Genomic DNA, 20499 nt, shown 5'->3' with positions numbered 1-20499 from the left:
CTCTACATCTGCGTTTATCTGCGGTTAATTTTTACAACAACAATGTTAGTGAATTATGATATTACCGTATATAATACAATGTAAAAGTGGCATTAGCAAGCCAAAGACGCGCTATTTTCATTAAGACAATTTATTAGTCAAATTAATCGTGGTTTTGTCACATCTATATCAGAAAGTGATTTTGAAGGTATTTCTACTCAAAATCAGTGCTTTTGTTTTGGCATTATTATTGGATTTGGTATTTTTGTACCTAGCCATTTGAGTTAACAACTACTTTCGATCGCATCCGATGTCAAAATCAGTCTCCCTTGGCTCATCCTTAGCTTGTCTAGCGCTAACAGGATTAATCGAAATTCCTCAGATTAATCCTCCCAGTGCCTTGGCACAAACCATTGTTCCCGCAACAGATGGTACTAACACTCAAGTTATCCCCAACGACAATGAATTTAACATCCAGGGAGGACAATTATCTGGAGATGGGGCAAATCTCTTTCACAGTTTTCAAAGATTCGGCTTATCAGACGGTCAAATTGCTACTTTTCTTTCTAACCCCAACATCCGCAATATCATCGGACGGATAAATGGCGGGGAAGCATCCTTAATTAACGGATTAATTCAAGTGGTTGGGGGTAACTCTAACTTATATTTGATGAATCCAGCAGGGATTATTTTCGGTTCTAATGCTCAATTGAACGTGCCTGCTGCATTCACTGCCACCAGTGCTACAGGGATTGGTTTTGGCAATAATAATTGGTTCAATGCAGTTGGTAATAATAATTGGTCAGCTTTAGTTGGTACGCCGAATGAATTTAGATTTGATGCCCTCAAGCCCGGAAGTATTGTTAATTTTGGCAATTTGGCCGTGGGGACGGGAGAAAGTTTAACTTTACTTGGTGGTAGTGTTATTAACCTTGGCACTTTGTCAGCACCTGGCGGCAGAATTACTGTTGCCGCCGTTCCGGGTAAAAATCTTGTTCGCATTTCGCAAGAAGGACGTTTACTAAGTGTTGAACTGCCACTGATACCAGAGGGAGAGAGACAACAAGGGATAACACCGCTATCTTTACCTCAATTACTTACTGGCGCTAATGTTGGCAATGCTAATACTATTTCAGTAAACGATCGCGGACAAGTGGTTTTGACAGGATCTGGTATTTCAGTACCCGATGTAGGAGGAACTGCTATTGTCTCTGGAACGGTTTCGAGTCGCAGTCAGCAGTCAGTTGGTGGAGAGATTAATGTTTTAGGCGATCGCATCGCTCTCCTGAATGCTAACATTAATGCGTCTGGCGTCAACGGCGGCAATATCTTCATCGGCGGTAACCGATCGGGCCTTGGCCCTCTCCCCAATGCACAGTATACCTTCGTTAGTCCCGATTCCGTTGTTTCTGCGGATGCGCTGCAACAGGGTAATGGCGGTCAAATTATCGTCTTTGCACAAGATACCGCCCAAATTCATGGCACGCTGACGGCGCGAGGCGGGTTGCTGGGAGGCAATGGCGGGTTTATTGAGACGAGTGGGATGCGGCTTACCATCACCTCTGTCCCTAATGTAGGCGCAACAGCAGGTTTAGGCGGCGAATGGCTGATCGATCCTTTCAATATCACCATCGTTGCAGGAAATGGCAACACCAACATCAACGAAACTTCCCCGTTTGAACCATCTGCTAATAATGCACAATTAGGTGTTGATTTAATTACCGCAGCACTTAATTTTGGCGATGTAACTATCTCAACGAGTTCTGGTGGTACGCAAGCTGGAGATATTACCCTCAGTACACCGCTAACGTTTAATCTAACAGATGAAAGAACTCTGACACTGAATGCAGATAACGATATTTTTATTAACCAACCCATTCAGCCAGCAGGATCGAATAGTGCCCCTTTGAATCTTGTCCTCAACGGCAATAACGGAGATTTGGCGGCAGATGTAGGCAGAGTTATTTTGAATGGAGGTATTGGTAATATTAATACTCTGGGTGGCAATATCTCGATACGCGGGCGTAGTAACAGTAGTAGTGGAGTTGAAATCTCAGAGCATCTAAATTCCGGGAGCGGCGATATTAACATCATCGGAGTCAGCGTTACTCAAAACGGTTCTCAAGGTGTCGTATTCAATGGGGAACTTCGCTCAGGAGGTGGCAACATCAGCATCACAGGCGATAGTTTCAACTCTCAGGGTATTTTCCGAAGCGTCATTTCCCCTGGCAACGTTTCCATAGATTCGGCAGGCGGCAATATTACATTTAACGGTACTAGCAACCTTCGTGATGGAATTAGATTGACGCTAGGTGTAATTAATTCAGGAGGGGGAGATATTACCTTTAACGGCACGAGCAATATTTTTGATGGGATTAGGTTTGGGCTAGTCTCTATCAATGCAGGAGGGGGCAATATTACCCTTAATGGTACGAGTACCAATCTTGATGGCCTACCTTTTAACGATCCAAATATAGTCAGTCCAGGCGGTATTACCATAGGTGACGGTCGAGATACCCCCATTGGCAGTGGTTTCAATGGTATTGTGATCGATAATCCTAGCCAGATCATCACCACAGGGACTGGAACTATCACCCTTAACGGCACTGGGAGCAGTCGTGGTATTCTACTCAATAATAGTACCCAGCTTGTGACCGATAGCGGTGCCATAACCCTTACAGGTAAGTCCGATCCTGATGGCTTTGGTATTCTTGTGACTAATGGTGCTAGTGTCCAATCTACCAGCGGTAATATTACTCTAATCGCTGATGAAATTAACCTCCTTGGCACAAGTCAATTTAAGGGAAGTGCTTCGATTTCATTACAACCGTTTACCTCCAATTTAGGCATTACTGTAGGGGGAACTTTCACGACTGACGACTTAAATATTGATGATTCCGAACTCGCTACTTTCCAAAATGGTTTTTCTCAAATTATTATTGCCAGTCCTGACAATACTGAAACCATTATACTTAATGATACCACTACTTTTAACGCACCAGTTAACATTGCAGGCGGTGCAACTTTAATTGGCCCTAACCGCGATACAACTTGGACAATTACAGGTAGCAATTCAGTCAGTCTCAGCGGTTATCCCAATGGGTTAACTGCTAGTAATATTCAAAATCTCAAAGGTGGAACATTAAATGATGATTTCGTTTTCAACAATGGTCAAAATTGGGGTGCAAAGATTGACGGTGACGCCGGAATAGATAGTTTAAATTATTCTAATTTTACAACTTCATTAACTGTAGACTTAGCTGCTTTGGGTGCAACAGGTATTGAAACAGTTATTGGTACGACCAATGCAACTAGCACTCTCATTGGTGCTGATACAAACAACACTTGGAATCTTACAGGAACGAACAGCGGTAATATAAACGACACTCTCAATTTTAGCAACTTCCAAAATCTTGTAGGTGGAACGCTGGATGATAATTTTGTTTTTGGTGATGGTGTGAACTGGGGTGGAACGATTGGTGGTAATACGGGAACAGATGCTTTAGATTATTCTGCTTTTACAACTGACTTAACTGTAGACATAGCTGCGTTGGAAGCAACTGGTATTGAAACAGTTATTGGTACAACCAATGCAACGAGTAACCTGATTGGCGGTAATGCAAACAACACTTGGAATTTTAGTGGAACGAATAGCGGCAGACTGAATAATACGCTTAATTTTATTGAATTTAAAAATATCGTTGGCGGAAACTTAGATGATATGTTTGTTTTAGGTGATGGGATTAGTTGGAGTGGCAGTATCGATGGTAAATCGGGAATTGACACGCTAGATTATTCAAATTTTAAGAGTCCTATTAATATAGATTTAGCTACTCTCAATGCCGTCAATATCGAAACTATCGTTGGCACAACTAATGCTACCAGTAACTTAATTGCGACTAATAATAACAATATTTGGAATATCATAGATAGTAACAGCGGTAGCCTAAATGGAAGCATCAATTTCAGGAATTTTCAACGTCTTACTGGAGGAACCTTAGAGGATAATTTCATCTTTGCTGATGGAGCGATATGGAGTGGAATAATTGATGGAAATGTAGGTATAAACACTCTCGATCATTCTGCTTTTACTACTCCCTTAACGGTAAATTTAGGAACACTGGAAACCACGGCTATCAATATTAATAATATTATTGGGACGACGAATGCCACTAGCACCATAATTGGAACAAACGAGAATAATGTTTGGACAATTACCGCAAATAATAGCGGCACATTTAATAGCAACATCAATTTTCGGAACTTCCAACAGCTTGTTGGTGCTAATCTCAACGATGACTTTATTTTTAATGATGGGATTAACTGGAATGGCACTCTTGATGGAAAAAATGGAACAGATACTTTAAATTATGCTGCTTTTAGCAGTAATTTAGTTGTAAATTTAGAAGCTTTAGAAGCTACCAGCATTGAAAATATCGTTGGAACCAACAATGCAGCCAGTACGCTGATCGGGAGAAATACAACTAATGCTTGGATTCTAAGTGGAAATAATAGCGGTACGTACAACAATACGCTTAATTTCAGTCAATTTCAAAACTTAACGGGAGGTGATAGAATCGATATATTTGTTTTTGTTCCTCTAGCTAGTATTAGCGGAAATATCAGTGGCGGTGCTGGTATTATGATGCTAATTGGAGATGAAATTGTTTTTTCTGGAACTGTTTCTGGAACAGGTGATTTAAAAATTGAACCTTTAACGATTAATCAAGAAATTAAAATAGGAGGAACAGATAGCGGTAGTCATAGGGTTTTAGATTTAACCAGTGCAGAATTAAGTTTTCTGCAAAATGGCTTTCGCTCTATTACTATTGGAAAAGCGGATGGAAGCGGAACGCTAACGCTAGCAGGTGATGTAACTTTTGAAGACCCAGTAACGTTGCAAACTCTTGGTGTCATTACTTATCAAAATGGTACTCTCAGAGGCGCAGATAATGCCACCATTACCTTAGCAGCTAAGGGAGATATTACCACTGGTAGTATTATCAATCCAGGTCGCGATATTTCGATCGCCAGCGAACAAGGGCAAATTGATACGACGGCTGGAACCATTGATAGCAGTTCTGTTACGGGTGATGGAGGTGCGATCGCACTCACAACTTCCGGTAACATCACTACTAGCAACCTTAACTCTAGTTCTACTGCAACTAAGGGCGGAAATATTGCTCTCACCGCTGAAACGGGAAGCATTACCACAGGTAACCTCAACTCATCTGGAGTTACCAGTGGCGGTAACGTTGTCGTTCAAGCTCAAACGGCTATTACATCTGGCGAAATTAACTCTAGTGCAACGACTGGAAATGGTGGTAATGTTACCCTGAACCGCAGCCAGAACTGCAACTGCAACCACAACCTAGTTCACAGCAAGAGAATGTTGACAATAGGGAATTAATTGCCCAAAAAAATCCCCCAGTTCAATCTCAAACCGGGGATAGTGTTCCTGTAGAAATTGATGCTTCTATCGCTGCAATTGAAGAGGTGCTGACGCGGGAATTTGAAACTTACTTAGATCGGCCCGGTACTACCCCCATCGTCACTCTCCCGCAAATTCAGCAGAGGTTGCGGGAAACGGAACAAGAAACAGGGGTTAAGTCGGCATTGGTTTACATGGTGTTTGGGCCTGAAAAGCTGGGCGCGAATGCTGTTTTAGTCTGTCCCATACAAGAATCTGGGTCAGTGACAGAGGGAAATAGAAGAAGCCAACAGCCTTTGTGCGATCGCTCTCCTGACGATCGGCTAGAAATTATAGTAGTGACGGGAAGCAGCCAACCTATTCACCTGCAAATTCCCGCAGCCAAACGCCAACAAGTGCTAGCATTAGCAACTGAATTGCGTGCAGAAGTCACCAATCCTTACAAAACTCGTAAAACCAGTTATTTACCGTCAGCCCAACAACTCTACAATCTTCTCATTGCTCCCATTCAACCAACATTGCGATCGCAAGGAATTGAAAATCTGGTGTTCGTTCCAGATGCAGGTTTGCGATCGCTACCATTTGCAGCACTTCACGACGGTCAAAAATTCCTCATCGAACAATATAGTCTGGCTTTGATTCCCAGTTTCAGCTTAAGCCAACCTCGCTACGTCAATCTTAAGAGAGCTAGAATTTTGGGCATGGGAGCCTCCGAATTTCGCGACCTAACACCATTACCTTTGGTTCCCATTGAGTTAGCAAGCATTACCTCTAAGTTAGGAGCAAGTAGTGTTTTCTTAAACGAAAACTTTACGCTGAACAATCTCAAAGCACAACGCAATCGGCAAAATTTTGAAATTGTTCACCTAGCAACTCATGCAGAATTTAAAACTGGATCGCCCGATAATTCTTACATTGAGCTTTGGTATACTCGCTTGCGACTGCCTCAGATGCACCAGTTAAAATGGAATGACCCCTCTGTCGAGTTATTAGTGCTTTCTGCTTGTCGCACAGCATTAGGAGATGAACAAGCAGAATTAGGATTTGCCGGATTGGGAGTGCAAGCTGGAGTGCGATCGGCCCTAGCAAGTTTGTGGAATGCCAACGATAAAGGCACCCTCGGACTGATGGTAGTATTTTACCAGTACTTGCAGCAAGCTCCAATTCGGGCTGAAGCTCTCAGGCAAGCTCAAATTGCCCTACTGAAAGGTCAGGTGAGAGTAGAAGAGGGAAAATTGCGTATATTTGAAAATACGGTAGCGGTATTGCCTCCCAAATTAACTGAAACCCCTGCGATAAATTTTGCTCACCCTTACTATTGGGCTGCATTTGTACTCATTGGAAATCCCTGGTAACTTATTTGATGAACTAGAGAACCAATCGTCTTCGCTGTTTAATAAGCCTGTTTCTTCAGTTCCCAGTGGTGAGTCGCGTCCTTCATCGTAGCCAATTTCCACAAAGTGTTGTAGCCCAGATGAGTAAACCCCCGATGCTACGGCAGCAGCTACATCCGGGTATTTTTGCAAGTAAGCATTTTCGTTATAGTATGGTGAGACGTTTACCCGGCGTTCAAATCGACCGAAGCGATCGAAGTGTTCTATTCCCGAAAAAAATCCTAAAGGAACACCTACCCCAGCGCGGACATCCGGGTAACTTTGCAGGTAGTACGGTTCGTCAAAGACGGTATAGTTAAGAGCCATTCTTCCTCACACTCAATTTGCCTTTCAGAGGTGCCGACGATGCCACTATTACTTTAGCAGCTAAGGGAGATATTACTACTGGTAGTATTATCAATCCAGGTCGCGATATTTCGATCGCCAGCGAACAAGGGCAAATTGATACGACGGCTGGAACCATTGATAGCAGTTCTGTTACGAGTGATGGAGGTGCGGTTGTCTGGTAAAAAATGGTTTAGGCCAGCGTATTTGGTATAACATATCTGACTTTAACTATATTTAGAATCTTAAAAAAGTTCTTTTGTTTTCAGCAAAAATCTAATAATAGCAGTAATTATTGCCAAAATATTTAGTATAATTATATTATAAACAACCCCAAAACCGGCTAATTCATATACACTTGACCGCAGAGGAGATAGAGAATGCCACAATATTCCTTAGCTGAAGATCCATCGATTATACTCGACATTCCCGGAAGAAACGATACCAGGAAAAATCGTGAGGCAGCGATCGAAAAATTGCTCGAACTCATGGATTCAGGAGAAGTAGAGATTGATTTAAAAGATGGATTTGGCCCAGACGAGTTAATTTTGATTAAAACGCCTTCAAAGCAAGGTTCTTCAAATCAACAGGAGAGAACAACAGAAGAAACTGACACCATTGCACAGGCAGTACAAGTTTTGACGCAATTTGCAACCCTCCGTCAGAAGGTAGAAGAATTACGTCCTACGGCACAAGAAGCCCGCACCCAAATCGACCTTTTGTTTGAAGGTACTGTAAGCGTTGAACAGATACAACAAATCAAAGAAGGACTCAAATCTCTGAAAAATTTTGCCCAAACCAATATTCAACTTCGAGAAGCTTTGACCGAAGCCGAACAAGCGCGGAAAACCTTGGATGAAGCAATGGTTACAACAGCCTTAGAAAAGGCGGCACTAGAAAAGGCTGCTATCAAAAAGGCGACGGAAGGTAATAAGTGATATCATCGCCGGTCGCTTAACCATAGTTAAATATTTTGGATGTTGTTGCGCTTTATCGCTCTTTAAGATAGCGCTGAAGCGCAACAACATACCTATAGGGAATAGGGAAGAGAGAAAAGGGTTAGGCAGTAAGGGATAGAAAGTGAGAACTACGAGTTGGAGTTGTACTAACCGCCTTGGTAACCGCTTTGGCGGTTACTATACTATACCACCTTAATACGACCTTTTAACAGGGCGCGATGCAGACGATCAACTACGCGATGTTCTTCTTCATTTAGTTGATCTTCTAAAAAGGCTTTTCTCAACACAGCTTGGTCTGCTGTTGTAATCTGACTGGAAGCAGCAATCCTAGCCAATACTTCGTAAAGCTCCGATGGGACAAAAGAAGTCTCTTCAGGGATAGAGTTATCCATATCTAAACCTTCTCTTGAAACTGTTGTGGTACAGCCAGGAACTCCTCTATGTGAATGGAGACTATTTTGATCTTGCAAACTGAGGAGTGCATAACAAGTTTATAATGTTTGATTAACCACACCTTCAAGATTCACGCAATTTTAACGCGATTGATAGTAGATTTGCTTAGCACCCTATTGCTTATAACTATAGACTTTGACGTAAGCCTTGATAACTTAAAGATAGTTGCCAGGGATCGTCAAAAACTCTATCAAGCGTAGTAACTTCCTATTTATATCCCAAGACTGATGGTAATATGCGAATCTCCGATAGATAAGTGTGGTCGTCAAAGAAAACCAAGTCCAGAGCGGCTTTACGCAGCTTTCATAAAGGTATACTTCTTATTTATAGTTCAGCGTCGAATTACACCGTATTGCTGAGCTTTTTTAAACAGGTTAATCAGATGTAGATGCTTTGATTCAGATGAGCCTTGCTCATAGCATACCATTTTCCAACCAGAACTAACTAAAAATATACATTCTCTTAATGTAAGAAAAGCCTTCTGTGTAAACATACCACTGATAAATCCAGAGGCTTGAGCCAGAGGGGTAGAGTCCGCTATAGTGAAGTTCTTACCACTCTACTAAATAATCTTTCACGAAAGCTTACTCATACTAATGGCTAGTCAAACTTCACTTGTTGATGAACTGTCTTGGTGGAACAACTTCATCCGTTCTCACCATTTTGACCCAAAGGCTTACATTCGGCGCGGCGCGGTCAATTTTAAACTCGCTAAAATTGATGAGTCTATTCAAGATTTTGACACAGCAGAAAAGCTCGACCCAAAGGTCGCGCCATACCTGTGGCAGCGGGGCTTGTCCTTCTATTATGCCGAGAAATTTGAGTCAGGTGCCAAGCAGTTTGAGTTAGACTTGAGCGTGAATTCTCAAGACGTGGAGGAGACTGTATGGCGATATCTTTGCATTGCTCGACTTAAGGGTGTAGCCCAAGCGAAAAATTCACTCCTTACGGTAAAAAACGATCGGGAATAGTCTTTATGGCATCCGAAGAGAGGAAGTGGATACTGATTCGCAGGATGAAAGAGGCTCTAGCTAGCAAAGTGCAAGCTATATTTATACAGTTGAAACCTGCCTCGGAGTCAGCAGAATACAAGTTATGGAGACACCGATTTTTGCTAGAACGTCTGCACTTAGGTTTATGGGTAGCATTGATTTGCTTGTTCACATTTATTATCCGCGATCTTTACAACGCTGTATTTCCTCTGAAGGAGTTGCAAAACATTCCCCACGAACTAAAAGATTTTTGGATTGTTTTAGATATTACCATAACGCTGCTCTTACTTACCTGCCTTTTCTTGCTCAGAACTCAGTTCGGTCGTCGTTACCCGATCGCAATTTTTTTGGGATTATCTTGGTCGATCACATTATTACCGCAAGTTCTCGCGACATTTCGGGGTTCGCCGCTTCCCGATCTTCTGGCTTGGACTATGGTTTTCCTGGTTCAAGCGACGCTGATTCCCGTTCGCTGGCGGCTGCATTTGCTGTCGCAGTTGGGTGTATTAGTTTATTATGTGGGCGTCAATTTAGCGCTGGGTTTGACGACTATGCAGGGGAAGCCAATCTACAATGTGACGATTTTTTTGTACTTGTTTTGGTTTTGTTTTGTCTGCGATTTGGCAGTGTATTTGTACGAACGCTTACAACGAGAAGAGTTTGAATCGCGTCGGGAATTACGTGCTTTTTTGCACGCTGTTTCTCACGATTTGCGAAATCCGGTAACGGGAATGTCGATGGTGTTGCAAAACCTGTTGAATAAATCGGACGATCGCATAACTGTTAGACGTTCTATTTTGGAACGGATGCTTCAGGGGAGCGATCGCCAACTCAATTTGATCAATTCGCTGCTGGAAGCTCACAGCAGCGAAGTACAAGGAATTGTGCTGCACTGCGAACCGCTTCATCTCAGTAGTATGGTGCAAGCAGTGTACTCAGATTTGGCACCTATCTTGAATAAAAATCAGGTTAATTTTAGCAATCTGGTAAGTGAGGATTTGCCGCCAGTCAATGCCGATTCAACTCAGTTGTGGCGCGTGTTCGGCAATTTAATTACTAATGCAGTTACACACAATCCACCTGAAATTACTATTACCATCAATGCTGTAGTTGAAGGCAAAATGATTCGCTGTAGCGTTCGAGATAATGGGGTGGGGATGAGTCAAGAGCAATGTCGCCGAATGTTTCAATTGTATGCGCGAGGTTCTCGTTCTCGCTATGTGCCGGGACTCGGTTTGGGGTTGTACCTTTGTCGGCAAATTATCAACGCACACGGCGGACAGATTGATGTTAATAGTAGCGTTGGATCTGGGACAATGTTTTGGTTTACTTTACCCATCTTTGAGAAAAAGCGATAATGTTATTTTTTGTCAGAGTCAAGATTATCTAGGCGATCGCTCAAGTTTTGCAATTCCTGGCGATCGCGGTTTATGCGATCGGTTAGCTCAACTAAGTCTTCTTTTGTGGCCCGATCGGCTGGATTATTTTCCAGTTGCCGATCGATTTGGTTTAGGCAAGCATTCATGGCGGCGGCAAATTCGTAGCGAGTTATGGGGCGATTCCCTTGATAGGTGCCGTTGCTATATCCGCTGATGCAACCGTAATTGGGCCCGGTTGAGGGTGTAGTTTGACCAGTTTCGGCGCTAGGAAGTGCTACAGCCGCTAGAGGACTAATTATTATTGCTGCAAATAGCAATAATATACTTGGTAATCTATTTTTGGACATGGTTAAACTTTCACTCATTTTATTCATGGAATGACCAATCAACTGGAATTACCAGCGCAAAAGTTGTTTAAAGCACCAGCCTTTATGGCTAGCGCCGCTCTATTGGTAGCCAATATTGCCATATCTTTCGCTGCTATTTTGATCAAATTGAGCGAAAAGGAACTTGGCCCCAATGCCACTATATTTTATCGTCTTGCGATCGCTGGTGTAGTTTTCGGACTGTGGAAGGGAGTACTGGCTATACGCTGCCGACTTTCTGAAAACCAATCCGAACAACCCGAACCTTACACCCGTCGGGATATAGGACTATTGCTGGTGGTAGGAATATTTTTCCTTAGCGAGCAAGTGTTTTGGGCTTTGTCTCTCACTCAAACCAGTGCTGCCATTTCTACCCTACTGCACAATTTGATTCCCCTGTTCACCAGCTTAGGGCTGTGGTTGTTATTTCGTCAGCGCTTTGATAGCAAATTCCTTGTCGGGATGGTGGTAGCGATAGGGGGAGCGATCGCGATCGGACTAGAAGATGTGCAAATCGCCTCTGTCCAAGTGCAAGGTGATGCAGTGTCCTTATTATCTGCGCTGTTAGCAGCTGGATACCTGATAGCTTCAGAACAGCTCCGAAGCAAGTTTTCCACTATAACTATTGTGCTTTGGGCTTGTGCTAGCGGGGCTGGGCTGGGTCTACTGATTACCCCGCTCGTCGAAGATAGATTGTTCCCCAATTCTTGGCAAGGGTGGCTGGCAGTCATTTCTTTGGCTCTTATTGCCCAAGTTATAGGTCAAGGACTTCTACTCTATAGCCTTAACTGGTTGTCTTCAGGAGTTGTTGCTCTATCCAATCTGCTCATTCCAGTCCTTACTGCCATTTGGGCTTGGGTAATCTTCTCAGAAACGTTGAGTTTGTCCAAGTGGCTCGCTTTTGCCGCAATTTTGCTGGGCCTATATCTGGGCATATCTAGCAAATATGCCGTTAAGACAGAAATTAGTACTGAGGCAAGTGAGCGTGTCGATGTCGAGTAGATAATGATGGCTGACTAACGCTTTTATCTTTTATTTTGTCAGGATGCGATCGCCTTTAATTTACCCAGTATTTCGCTGATATTTCTTTTAGCGGCGTTACTATAATAACGGCAAGTTGCATTTTTACATTAAGTAGGGTGCGTCAGAGCGATAAAATTAGCGATCATCTTGCAAATTTTTTGGTTCTGACGCACCCTTCAACTGTCAGGATGCGATCGCCTTTGATTCACCGGGCATTTCGCTGATATTTATTTTAGCGGATTTAATATAATAGTCTTTATACGGTACAACCTGTAATTATTTAATACTTTATTTATAAATCACTCTCACTATTAATATTACGGGCTAGGAAACTCCATCTACTGGCTGAATATAATTACGCCTGTAGGACGATCGAATTAAAGCTGGCAAATAGTTATTGTATTGAAAGAAAGAAACAGCACTGGATGGGTGTTATGCCGCTGTAACTCCATGTCAGATCTATAATAAAGCGACTGTAGATTCTGAACAGTGCTTGCCTAATGGCGTAGACGGTGTGGAGTTTTTGTCGCCTACTCCCCTTTATTATCACCCCTGCGAGGCGAAATCCTCAACAGTAGCGGTCTTGGGTGATAAACGTCGAGTGTTCTCATAAAATACATATTCTTAGCACCCAGACCGTCTTGGCTCAGTTTGATTATGACCCAGGACGGATTGGCTGCATCTTGACAAATTCAACTAAATATAATATTACAGGCAAGGCTCATCCTTCATTGGTGCTGGCAAAGGAAATTCCTCGCCTCGTAAGTAAGCATCAAACTGTTCTTCAAAACGACTCCAACTGGTGGCGATCGAACGGTCTAATCTACAAGAAGGAGCTTCGCGAAATAAAGGCATCCTCTCTTCAATTATTGTTTTTATAGTTGGATCTAACTCCTCAAATAGATCTGTTTTGCTACCAGTATAATTCAAAACGAGAAATCCAGGCTTACCCTTCATTTTCATCCAAGGTTCCCACGGCCCCATGCGATAATAAGATAGCGCTACGGAACGATTTTCACTTGGACTAACTTCGGCATCATCAAGCATCTTGGTCGGAAAAATGAATTTGTATGAATCTGACGCTCGCAGATATTCTTCAGGTGAATAATCGGCATATTTAGGATTGTTTGCTAACTGGTTAGGCAGTTTAGCGTTAAAGTCTAGTGATATATAAGAGATTTCGGAAGCTATGTAAGCTATTAATTTTTGGGGAATTTGGAACTCCTGGTAGTCGTAAGAACGGTGCAAGACGTTAAGTGTCTCGCCAGTCCAGGGATTTTGCCAAGACTTTAAAATTGCACCTGTTTGGCGATCGAGATAAAGAGTTATTTTACGACTCACCAAAGTCCAACGCGAAGTCGCCTCATCCTTAATGCAGCGCGAGATATCCACACCGAGAAAATCAAACAAGTGTAGCGGTTCATCATCGTCCATCGGTTGGGCGTACATGGAACCTGTAGCCTCAAAATAGTGAGTTCTACCGTCAGTGCTGCAACGTACCTTGACAAACTGCTCATCAGTAATAGTCGATTTGGCTAAGCTCATATTTTGTACCTGCATATCTTGAAACTATCGCTCAAAATAGACGATTAAGCTGCAAAAAGAAACTTTCTTTGGTTAGAATCTGAAAATAGGGCTGCATTATTGACAATAGGGAGTTGAAATGCTTGAATCTATACAAGTTCCATCAGATGTAACGTTTGAGAAGGCGATCGCACTCTCTGGGTCTTTGCTGAAGAAGATGGAGGCGGGTGAATTATCGCCATCAGAGATAGAAACGATCGTTTCAGATTTAGCTAAAACTCAAAACGGTGCTAGAGGGTTTTTCGTCACCTACTTGACATCTGACCAAACTTTTGCAGACAATCCCTCGCCGGAAGTCGTGCAGGCATTGCGATCGCATTGTGATACGGTAGCAGAACTATTGGCGAAGAATGTAGCGATGTCGGCGGCTATGGCACTTACCCATCGGCGCAATGGGAACGAAGAGATGGCAGAGTCTAGTGAGAGAGTACGCGATCGCACATCCCATCTGATTAAATTGATCGATCGTCCTGGCGTCTACTCCATCTGCCGGGAAATATTGGAAAGTGCCATGACAGGAGAGGGAAACTATAAAGCTTTTCTGGAACGTTGGGGTTACGATACCGAACAACGACTGCTAATGTCTCAGGCATTGCAAAAAGTTATAAGCGATAGGGGCTAAAAAAGTCAAAAGTCAAAAGTCAAAAGTAAGCCTTTTTACTTGCCAGTACCTAATCCCTAGTTTTCCCCAATCCAAAATCTAAAATCCAAAATCCAAAATGACTACTCCAAAAGATTGCCTTAATTACATCAACGGACAGTGGTTGCCAGCGCGATCGAAAGCTACCCTGGAAAGTCGTAACCCAGCCGACTGGCGGCAACTTGTAGCCACATTTCCACGTTCCGAAGCTGCCGACGTGGATGCAGCGGTGGAAGCAGCCCGAAAAGCTTATTCTACTTGGCGTCTTGTGCCAGCGCCAGCGCGTGCCGACTTTATTTATCGGGTGGGAGAGTTGTTACTGGAACGCAAAGAAGAACTCGCCCAACTGATGAGTCGGGAAATGGGGAAAGCGATCGCAGAAGCGCGTGGAGATGTGCAAGAAGGAATAGACTGCGCCTTATATTATGCAGGAGAAGGTCGCCGATTGTTTGGGCAAACAACCACATCAGAAATGCCCAACAAATTCGCCATGACAGTGCGAATGCCCATAGGAGTTTGCGCCTTAATTACTCCGTGGAACTTTCCCCTTGCCATCCCCTGCTGGAAAGCTTTACCAGCTTTGGTGTGCGGCAATACCGTCATCCTCAAACCAGCAGGAGACACCCCCGCCTGTGCTACTTTACTGGTGCAAATATTCCACGATGCAGGTTTGTCAAAAGGAGTAATAAATTTAGTTCATGGCTTTGGTTCAGAAGTAGGAAAAGCCTTAGTCGAACATCCCGGTATTGACTTAGTATCTTTTACCGGATCTTCTGAAACTGGTGCAGAGATAGGTGCTACTTGCGGACGCACCCACAAGCGCGTTTGTCTGGAACTGGGCGGCAAAAATGCTCAAATTGTGATGGAAGATGGGGATTTAGAATTAGCTTTAGAAGGTGCTGTTTGGGGAGCATTTGGCACAACTGGTCAGCGCTGCACAGCTACCAGTCGGCTTATTCTACATCGCGATATCAAAGATAAATTTACCGCCATGCTTTTAGAGCGTACCGCCAAGTTACGTCTCGGTGCTGGCATAGACCCGAATACCGATCTGGGTCCATTAGTAAATGTGGCTCAACTTCAGCGCGTCAGCGGTTATTTGGAAGTAGCTCACGTTGAAGGATCAAAGGTTTTAATCGGTGGAAAAATAGCTAACGATGGAGATTTAAAACACGGTTTCTTTTTTCAGCCGACTATCCTCGACAATGTTACCCCAAATATGAGTATTGCCCGCGAAGAAATTTTTGGGCCTGTAGTATCTTTGATTAAAGTTAACTCGTTTGAAGAAGCAATTAAAGTAGTTAACGACACGCCATACGGTTTATCTTCCTCGGTTTATACTCGCGATGTGAACCGCGCTTTCCAAGCGATGCGCGATATCGAAGCGGGGATTACTTATATTAATGGCCCGACGATCGGTGCAGAAGTGCATTTACCTTTTGGTGGTGTGAAGCAAACGGGTAACGGACATCGGGAGGCGGGTAGTGCTGCGTTGGATGTGTTTACAGAATGGAAGAGTGTTTATGTAGATTTTTCGGGTCGTTTGCAACGCGCACAAATTGATAACCATTAAATAGCTTATAGGAGGCATTGCGATATGACGGTATCTCAGTCGGAAAATCAAACTTCCAAACTTTACGATCGCGATTACTATTTATGGACGGAAGAAACTGCTAAAATATTGTGCCAATGCAGATTTGCAGATTTAGATGTGAAAAATTTGCTCCTCGAAATTGAAGAGATGGGAAAGCGTGAGAAGCGGGCAGTTGAAAGTAACTTGGTTGTGGTTTTGATCCACCTACTTAAATACAAATATCAAGCCGAAAAACGTTCTGGTAGTTGGGAGGGAAGTATCCGAGAACATCGGCGACGATTAAATCGAGAATTAGACGATAGCCCCAGTTTAAGGCCATATTTAGAAACGATTTTTGATAGCTGCTTTCAAAATGCTAGAGAGCAAGCAAAAGACGAAACACAACTGCCTCTCGAAACCTTTCCTTTGAGTTCTCCATTTACTCTTGAAGAGAGCCTGAATCCGGATTTTTTACCCGAAGTTGAGGATTAGTCTTATGGCAGTAAGCTATAGAAATACCAATATTGGCGAATTATACGAGCGAGACTTCTACTTGTGGATTGAAGAAACTGCTAGGTTACTGCGCGATGGCAAATTTTCTGAGCTAGATACTGAAAATTTAGTCGATGAAGTTGAGAGTTTAGGGAGATGGAAAAAACGGGAATTAGATGAGAGTCTTTTGGCAATTATGCGGCATTTGCTCAAGTACCAATACTGTCCAAAGCAGCGGCTAGATGAATGGCGTACTACAATAGGAGAACATCGCATCCGCCTAGAGAAAATTTTGACACACAGCCCTAGTTTAAGCTCCTTATTGCTCGATAAATTTGCTCAAACTTATCAAGATGCTAAAAAATTAGTTGAACTGGAAATGGAATTAAGATCAGATACTTTACCTAGTGAGTCGCCTTTTAAGCCAGCACAAATTATTGACGAAAATTTCTTTCCGGAATAGTTAATTTCGCTGTGATTGAAGCACTCCCCATGCGATCGCATCACGAAAACAACCCCACCCTAACCCCCCCCGTTAACGGAGAGGGAAGAGGACTGGGGTTGGGTAGCGACTTCAACTGATTGGGAAAACTGGGTTTTTGACGAGGACATAGGCATCGATCGACTTATTCCTCAAGCGAGGAGAAACATATCCAACTAACTATGTTACAAAACTTAACACTATTTTGCTTGTGTCGATCGCCTTCAGTTAATTAGATTTTAAATTTCGGATCGGGGAATTCTAGATATGGAATCACAAACTACAGACAAAAGCGATAAATCGTTTATTCTCTTATCCAAAAATCTTGAGTGAAAATGCTTAGTATTTCAACCGATCGTACTTTACCCAGCATTCCGCGCCTTGTCACCCCCCTACCTGGGCCACGCGCCCGCGCTTTGGTCGATCGCGATCGCGCTGTCACTTCCCCATCCTACACCCGTAGCTACCCGTTAGTAGCTGCCCGTGGCGAAGGCTGTATGTTAGAGGATGTGGATGGCAATGTGTTTTTAGACTTAACCGCAGGAATTGCAGTCACTAATACCGGACACGCGCATCCAGAGGTTGTGCAAGCAATTCAAGCACAATCTGCCTGTCTTATCCATTTTTCGGGTACTGATTTTTACTATGAACCGATGATAGAATTGGCGGAAAAATTGGTAGCGGTTGCGCCTTTTCCCAACGGTGCTAAAGTGTTTTTCACCAACTCTGGTGCCGAATCGAACGAAGGAGCGATTAAACTAGCTCGTTATTATACTGGTAGATCTTTAATAGTAGCATTTCTGGGAGCATTCCACGGGCGCACTTATGGTGCGATGTCGCTGACTGGTTCCAAAGCTGTGCAGCGCAAAAATTTCGGCCCTTTGTTACCTGGAGTAACTCATATTCCCTACGGTACTCACGAGGGTTTAGATTATTTGGAACAAAAGCTTTTTCCTACAGTATTGCCGCCTACAGAAATTGCGGCGATTGTGGTGGAAGCGATTCAAGGGGAAGGCGGTTATATTGTGCCGGAGGATGGTTTTTTGGAGAGGATTAGGAGGATATGCGATCGCTACAATATCCTCATGGTAGTCGATGAGGTGCAATCGGGCATGGGTCGGACGGGTAAGCTGTTTGCGATCGAACATTGGGGAATCATGCCGGATATCATTACTTTAGCTAAAGGCATCGCCAGCGGTTTACCATTAGGCGCAATCTTATCCCGACCCGAATTAATGACATGGCCTCCCGGTTCCCACGCTACCACATTTGGCGGCAATCCCGTTGCCTGTGCTGCTGCTAACGTAACCTTGCGACTTTTGGAAAATGGACTGATGGATAATGCTCAGAAAATGGGAGAGTTATTACAGGCAGGTTTAACTGAATTATCGCAGCAGTTTAAGCAAGTTTCGCCGCCTAGAGGTAAAGGTTTGATGGTGGCAATTGATTTGCTGGATGAGGAGGGGAATTTTGATGTTCGGTTAAGGGATAAGATTGTGGATGAGGCTTTCTACAAAGGCTTGTTGCTGTTAGGATGCGGTAAATCTGCAATTCGTTTTTGTCCGCCTTTAGTTATCGATCGCGACCAAATTCAGGTTGCTTTGCAAATTCTCACCGAATTGATTGCCGACCAAATTAATAAAAAGATCTAAAAGATTTTTTACTAAACATGAACTACACTAAAATTGCCCTTAATCTTTGGCATAAACTCTGGGAAAACTATAGCGCCAGAGTGAATTATGCTCAAGTCTATCAACAAATGATAACCGAAGCAGGTGGTACTGTTGCCAACGACCATATTGCCTTCCGTTCTCTGCGTCTTAATATCAACGATATCGACCTGGGAATTCCTTATTTAGAAGGCATCGTTAAAGATTTGGGTTACTCGGCAGCAGGGGAATATATTTTCCCCGATAAACATCTGTATGCGCGTCACTATCGCCATCCGAAACAAGATGCTTTTGATTTGCCGAAATTGTTTATCAGCGAGTTAATTGTGGATGAGTTACCGGATGCAACTGCCCAACAAATTTATCAAACAGTTAAGTCAATTAATTCTATCAGTTATCCAAACTTATCCGATTTAGAAATAGCAGATATTGAACAAACTGTAGATCGACTGCAAAATTTGTTCGATCGCCCTTGGCAACCCCCTCGTCGTTCTGTTGTTGAAGAGGTAAATAAAGCAACTCAGTATGGAGCCTGGGTACTCCTGCACGGATACGGAGTTAACCACTTTACTGGCTATATCAATCGGCAGAACACTCCCTTGTACCCAGATATTGAAAGCACTGCCAGTGGTTTATCCGAGCGGGGTGTGCCAATGAAAGCCGAGATTGAGGGCAGCATGGATATTGGTTTGCGTCAGACTGCGACTCAGGCAATCACAGAAATGGTGACTGTGCGAGATGATTTCACTGAGAAATTGATAAGTATTCCTTGGACTTACGCTTATTATGAGATTGCCGAGCGCTTTTTTGTCGAAATTGCTCCTGGAGAGAAAGCACTTTTTGATGCGTTTCAAGGAAATAACGCCACACATTTGTTTGAAATGACTCGGAATGTCATCGATCGTTAGTCTTTATACTTATTCGCAGAAAACTTGGTAGATTTTGACTGGCTGTTCGCGTCCTTTGAGCTGTACGCTACCTATAAATTGGGTGGGAAATTTGCCCTGGATATATTGATAAGTTTCTTCGTCGATCAAAATCCGACAAATACCGCCATCGAGAGACTTATCGTAACTTTCCAGTCTAGCTGCCACATTAACGCTGTCTCCGATGATTGTATAATTTAGCCTTTGGCGACTACCCAAACTACCTGCTACCACTGTACCTGTAGCAATTCCGACTCGCATAGCTACAGTTGGACGTTGCTGAACTTGCCATTGCTGATTGAGCGATCGCAATTTAGCTGCCATATCAACAGCGCAAGATACAGCTGACGCCGCATCTTTGGCGATCGCTTCTGGCGCAGTACTGGGAATGGGAACGCCAAACACCGCCATAATCGCATCCCCAATAAATTTATCAATTACTCCATCGCGATCGAGAACAATCTGAGACATAGCACTCATGTAATCATTGAGCCAGAACATCAGAGTTTCTGGATCGGTTTGTTCGGTAATACTGGTGAAGTCTTTTAAATCGGTAAATAGCACCGTTGCAGTCATCTTTTGCCCCAACAACTGTCCTTCTTTGAGCAACTGGTGGCGATCGCGCCAAACAGCTTGGGCAATTTTTGGCGTGACGTGCTGTCCCAATAAATTCATGACAATTTGTCTGTTTTCCCGCTCCTGATAAGCAATGTATGCTGTGATAGTGACCCCAGATCCTGCCAAGGCTAGTAACGGCGGAATCACGGGTATCCACCAACCTGCCAAGAAAGCCAGATAACAGCCTAGAGTGAGAATACTTCCAGCAACTAAAAT

At 43.3% G+C, this 20499-nt stretch carries 18 protein-coding genes; 13 read left to right on the top strand and 5 right to left on the bottom strand.

Going from position 1 to position 20499, the window contains the following annotated elements:
• The first annotated feature begins 289 nt into the window (after positions 1-289).
• Positions 290-5389 carry a beta strand repeat-containing protein gene (locus tag LAY57_RS14365; RefSeq protein WP_249067463.1) on the top strand — a complete coding sequence of 1700 codons (5100 nt, stop codon included), beginning with the start codon at positions 290-292 and terminating at the stop codon, positions 5387-5389.
• A gap of 86 nt (positions 5390-5475) precedes the next feature.
• On the top strand, positions 5476-6765 hold the full coding sequence (locus LAY57_RS14360) for a CHAT domain-containing protein (protein WP_249067462.1): 1290 nt from the start codon (positions 5476-5478) through the stop codon (positions 6763-6765).
• Here LAY57_RS14360 and LAY57_RS14355 read toward each other — a convergent pair.
• Entirely contained in the window at positions 6688-7110 is a 423-nt protein-coding gene (locus tag LAY57_RS14355) for a hypothetical protein (protein WP_249067461.1), read from the bottom strand. The two genes, LAY57_RS14360 and LAY57_RS14355, sit on opposite strands and share 78 nt — an antisense overlap.
• A 17-nt stretch (positions 7111-7127) precedes the next feature.
• On the opposite strand from LAY57_RS14355, the gene LAY57_RS14350 reads away from it, so the two are divergent.
• Positions 7128-7313: a hypothetical protein gene (locus LAY57_RS14350; protein WP_249067460.1), complete on the top strand. Its 186-nt coding sequence runs from the start codon at positions 7128-7130 to the stop codon at positions 7311-7313.
• A gap of 195 nt (positions 7314-7508) precedes the next feature.
• A complete protein-coding gene (locus tag LAY57_RS14345) occupies positions 7509-8066 on the top strand; it encodes a hypothetical protein (RefSeq protein WP_249067459.1) in 558 nt (185 codons plus the stop codon).
• Positions 8067-8269: 203 nt separating this feature from the next.
• On the opposite strand, the gene LAY57_RS14340 is transcribed toward LAY57_RS14345, so the two are convergent.
• Positions 8270-8479 (bottom strand): hypothetical protein, encoded by a 210-nt coding sequence (locus LAY57_RS14340; protein WP_249067458.1) that lies wholly within the window; start codon positions 8477-8479, stop codon positions 8270-8272.
• 657 nt (positions 8480-9136) lie between these two features.
• On the opposite strand from LAY57_RS14340, the gene LAY57_RS14335 reads away from it, so the two are divergent.
• Both LAY57_RS14335 and LAY57_RS14330 read left to right on the top strand, forming a co-directional pair.
• Complete coding sequence (locus tag LAY57_RS14335) at positions 9137-9511, top strand: tetratricopeptide repeat protein (RefSeq protein WP_249067457.1); 375 nt, start codon at positions 9137-9139, stop codon at positions 9509-9511.
• Between the two features lie 5 nt (positions 9512-9516).
• Positions 9517-10890: a sensor histidine kinase gene (locus LAY57_RS14330; RefSeq protein WP_249067456.1), complete on the top strand. Its 1374-nt coding sequence runs from the start codon at positions 9517-9519 to the stop codon at positions 10888-10890.
• Between the two features lie 2 nt (positions 10891-10892).
• Here the strand turns inward: LAY57_RS14330 and LAY57_RS36250 are convergent, their stop codons facing one another.
• Entirely contained in the window at positions 10893-11258 is a 366-nt protein-coding gene (locus LAY57_RS36250; RefSeq protein WP_338022415.1) for an S-layer homology domain-containing protein, read from the bottom strand.
• A gap of 30 nt (positions 11259-11288) precedes the next feature.
• On the opposite strand from LAY57_RS36250, the gene LAY57_RS14320 reads away from it, so the two are divergent.
• Entirely contained in the window at positions 11289-12278 is a 990-nt protein-coding gene (locus tag LAY57_RS14320; RefSeq protein ID WP_249067455.1) for a DMT family transporter, read from the top strand.
• A gap of 729 nt (positions 12279-13007) precedes the next feature.
• Here LAY57_RS14320 and LAY57_RS14315 read toward each other — a convergent pair.
• Positions 13008-13844, bottom strand: a complete 837-nt coding sequence (locus tag LAY57_RS14315) for a DUF1838 family protein (RefSeq protein ID WP_249067454.1) — start codon at positions 13842-13844, stop codon at positions 13008-13010.
• A 118-nt stretch (positions 13845-13962) separates the two neighbouring features.
• Here LAY57_RS14315 and LAY57_RS14310 point away from each other — a divergent pair, with 118 nt between their 5' ends.
• The 6 genes from LAY57_RS14310 (at position 13963) to LAY57_RS14285 (ending at position 19647) form a co-directional block, all read left to right on the top strand.
• The gene (locus LAY57_RS14310; RefSeq protein WP_249067453.1) at positions 13963-14505 is read left to right on the top strand and encodes a sll1618 family protein; all 543 of its coding nucleotides are present in this window, start codon (positions 13963-13965) and stop codon (positions 14503-14505) included.
• Between the two features lie 97 nt (positions 14506-14602).
• Positions 14603-16096, top strand: coding sequence for an aldehyde dehydrogenase family protein (locus tag LAY57_RS14305; RefSeq protein WP_249067452.1), 1494 nt, complete (start codon positions 14603-14605; stop codon positions 16094-16096).
• 24 nt (positions 16097-16120) lie between these two features.
• Entirely contained in the window at positions 16121-16588 is a 468-nt protein-coding gene (locus LAY57_RS14300) for a DUF29 domain-containing protein (protein WP_249067451.1), read from the top strand.
• A 4-nt stretch (positions 16589-16592) separates the two neighbouring features.
• Complete coding sequence (locus tag LAY57_RS14295) at positions 16593-17051, top strand: DUF29 domain-containing protein (protein ID WP_249067450.1); 459 nt, start codon at positions 16593-16595, stop codon at positions 17049-17051.
• 353 nt (positions 17052-17404) lie between these two features.
• Positions 17405-18721 carry an acetyl ornithine aminotransferase family protein gene (locus LAY57_RS14290; RefSeq protein ID WP_249067449.1) on the top strand — a complete coding sequence of 439 codons (1317 nt, stop codon included), beginning with the start codon at positions 17405-17407 and terminating at the stop codon, positions 18719-18721.
• A gap of 17 nt (positions 18722-18738) precedes the next feature.
• Positions 18739-19647: a DUF1338 domain-containing protein gene (locus LAY57_RS14285; protein ID WP_249067448.1), complete on the top strand. Its 909-nt coding sequence runs from the start codon at positions 18739-18741 to the stop codon at positions 19645-19647.
• A gap of 9 nt (positions 19648-19656) precedes the next feature.
• Here LAY57_RS14285 and LAY57_RS14280 read toward each other — a convergent pair whose 3' ends face one another.
• Entirely contained in the window at positions 19657-20451 is a 795-nt protein-coding gene (locus LAY57_RS14280; RefSeq protein WP_338022414.1) for an adenylate/guanylate cyclase domain-containing protein, read from the bottom strand.
• Positions 20452-20499: the final 48 nt, after the last annotated feature.

Source organism: Argonema antarcticum A004/B2, from assembly GCF_023333585.1.
GTDB lineage: Bacteria > Cyanobacteriota > Cyanobacteriia > Cyanobacteriales > Aerosakkonemataceae > Argonema > Argonema antarcticum.
The sequence above is the reverse complement of the archived record's forward strand: the minus strand, read 5'-3'. Positions and strand labels throughout refer to the sequence as shown.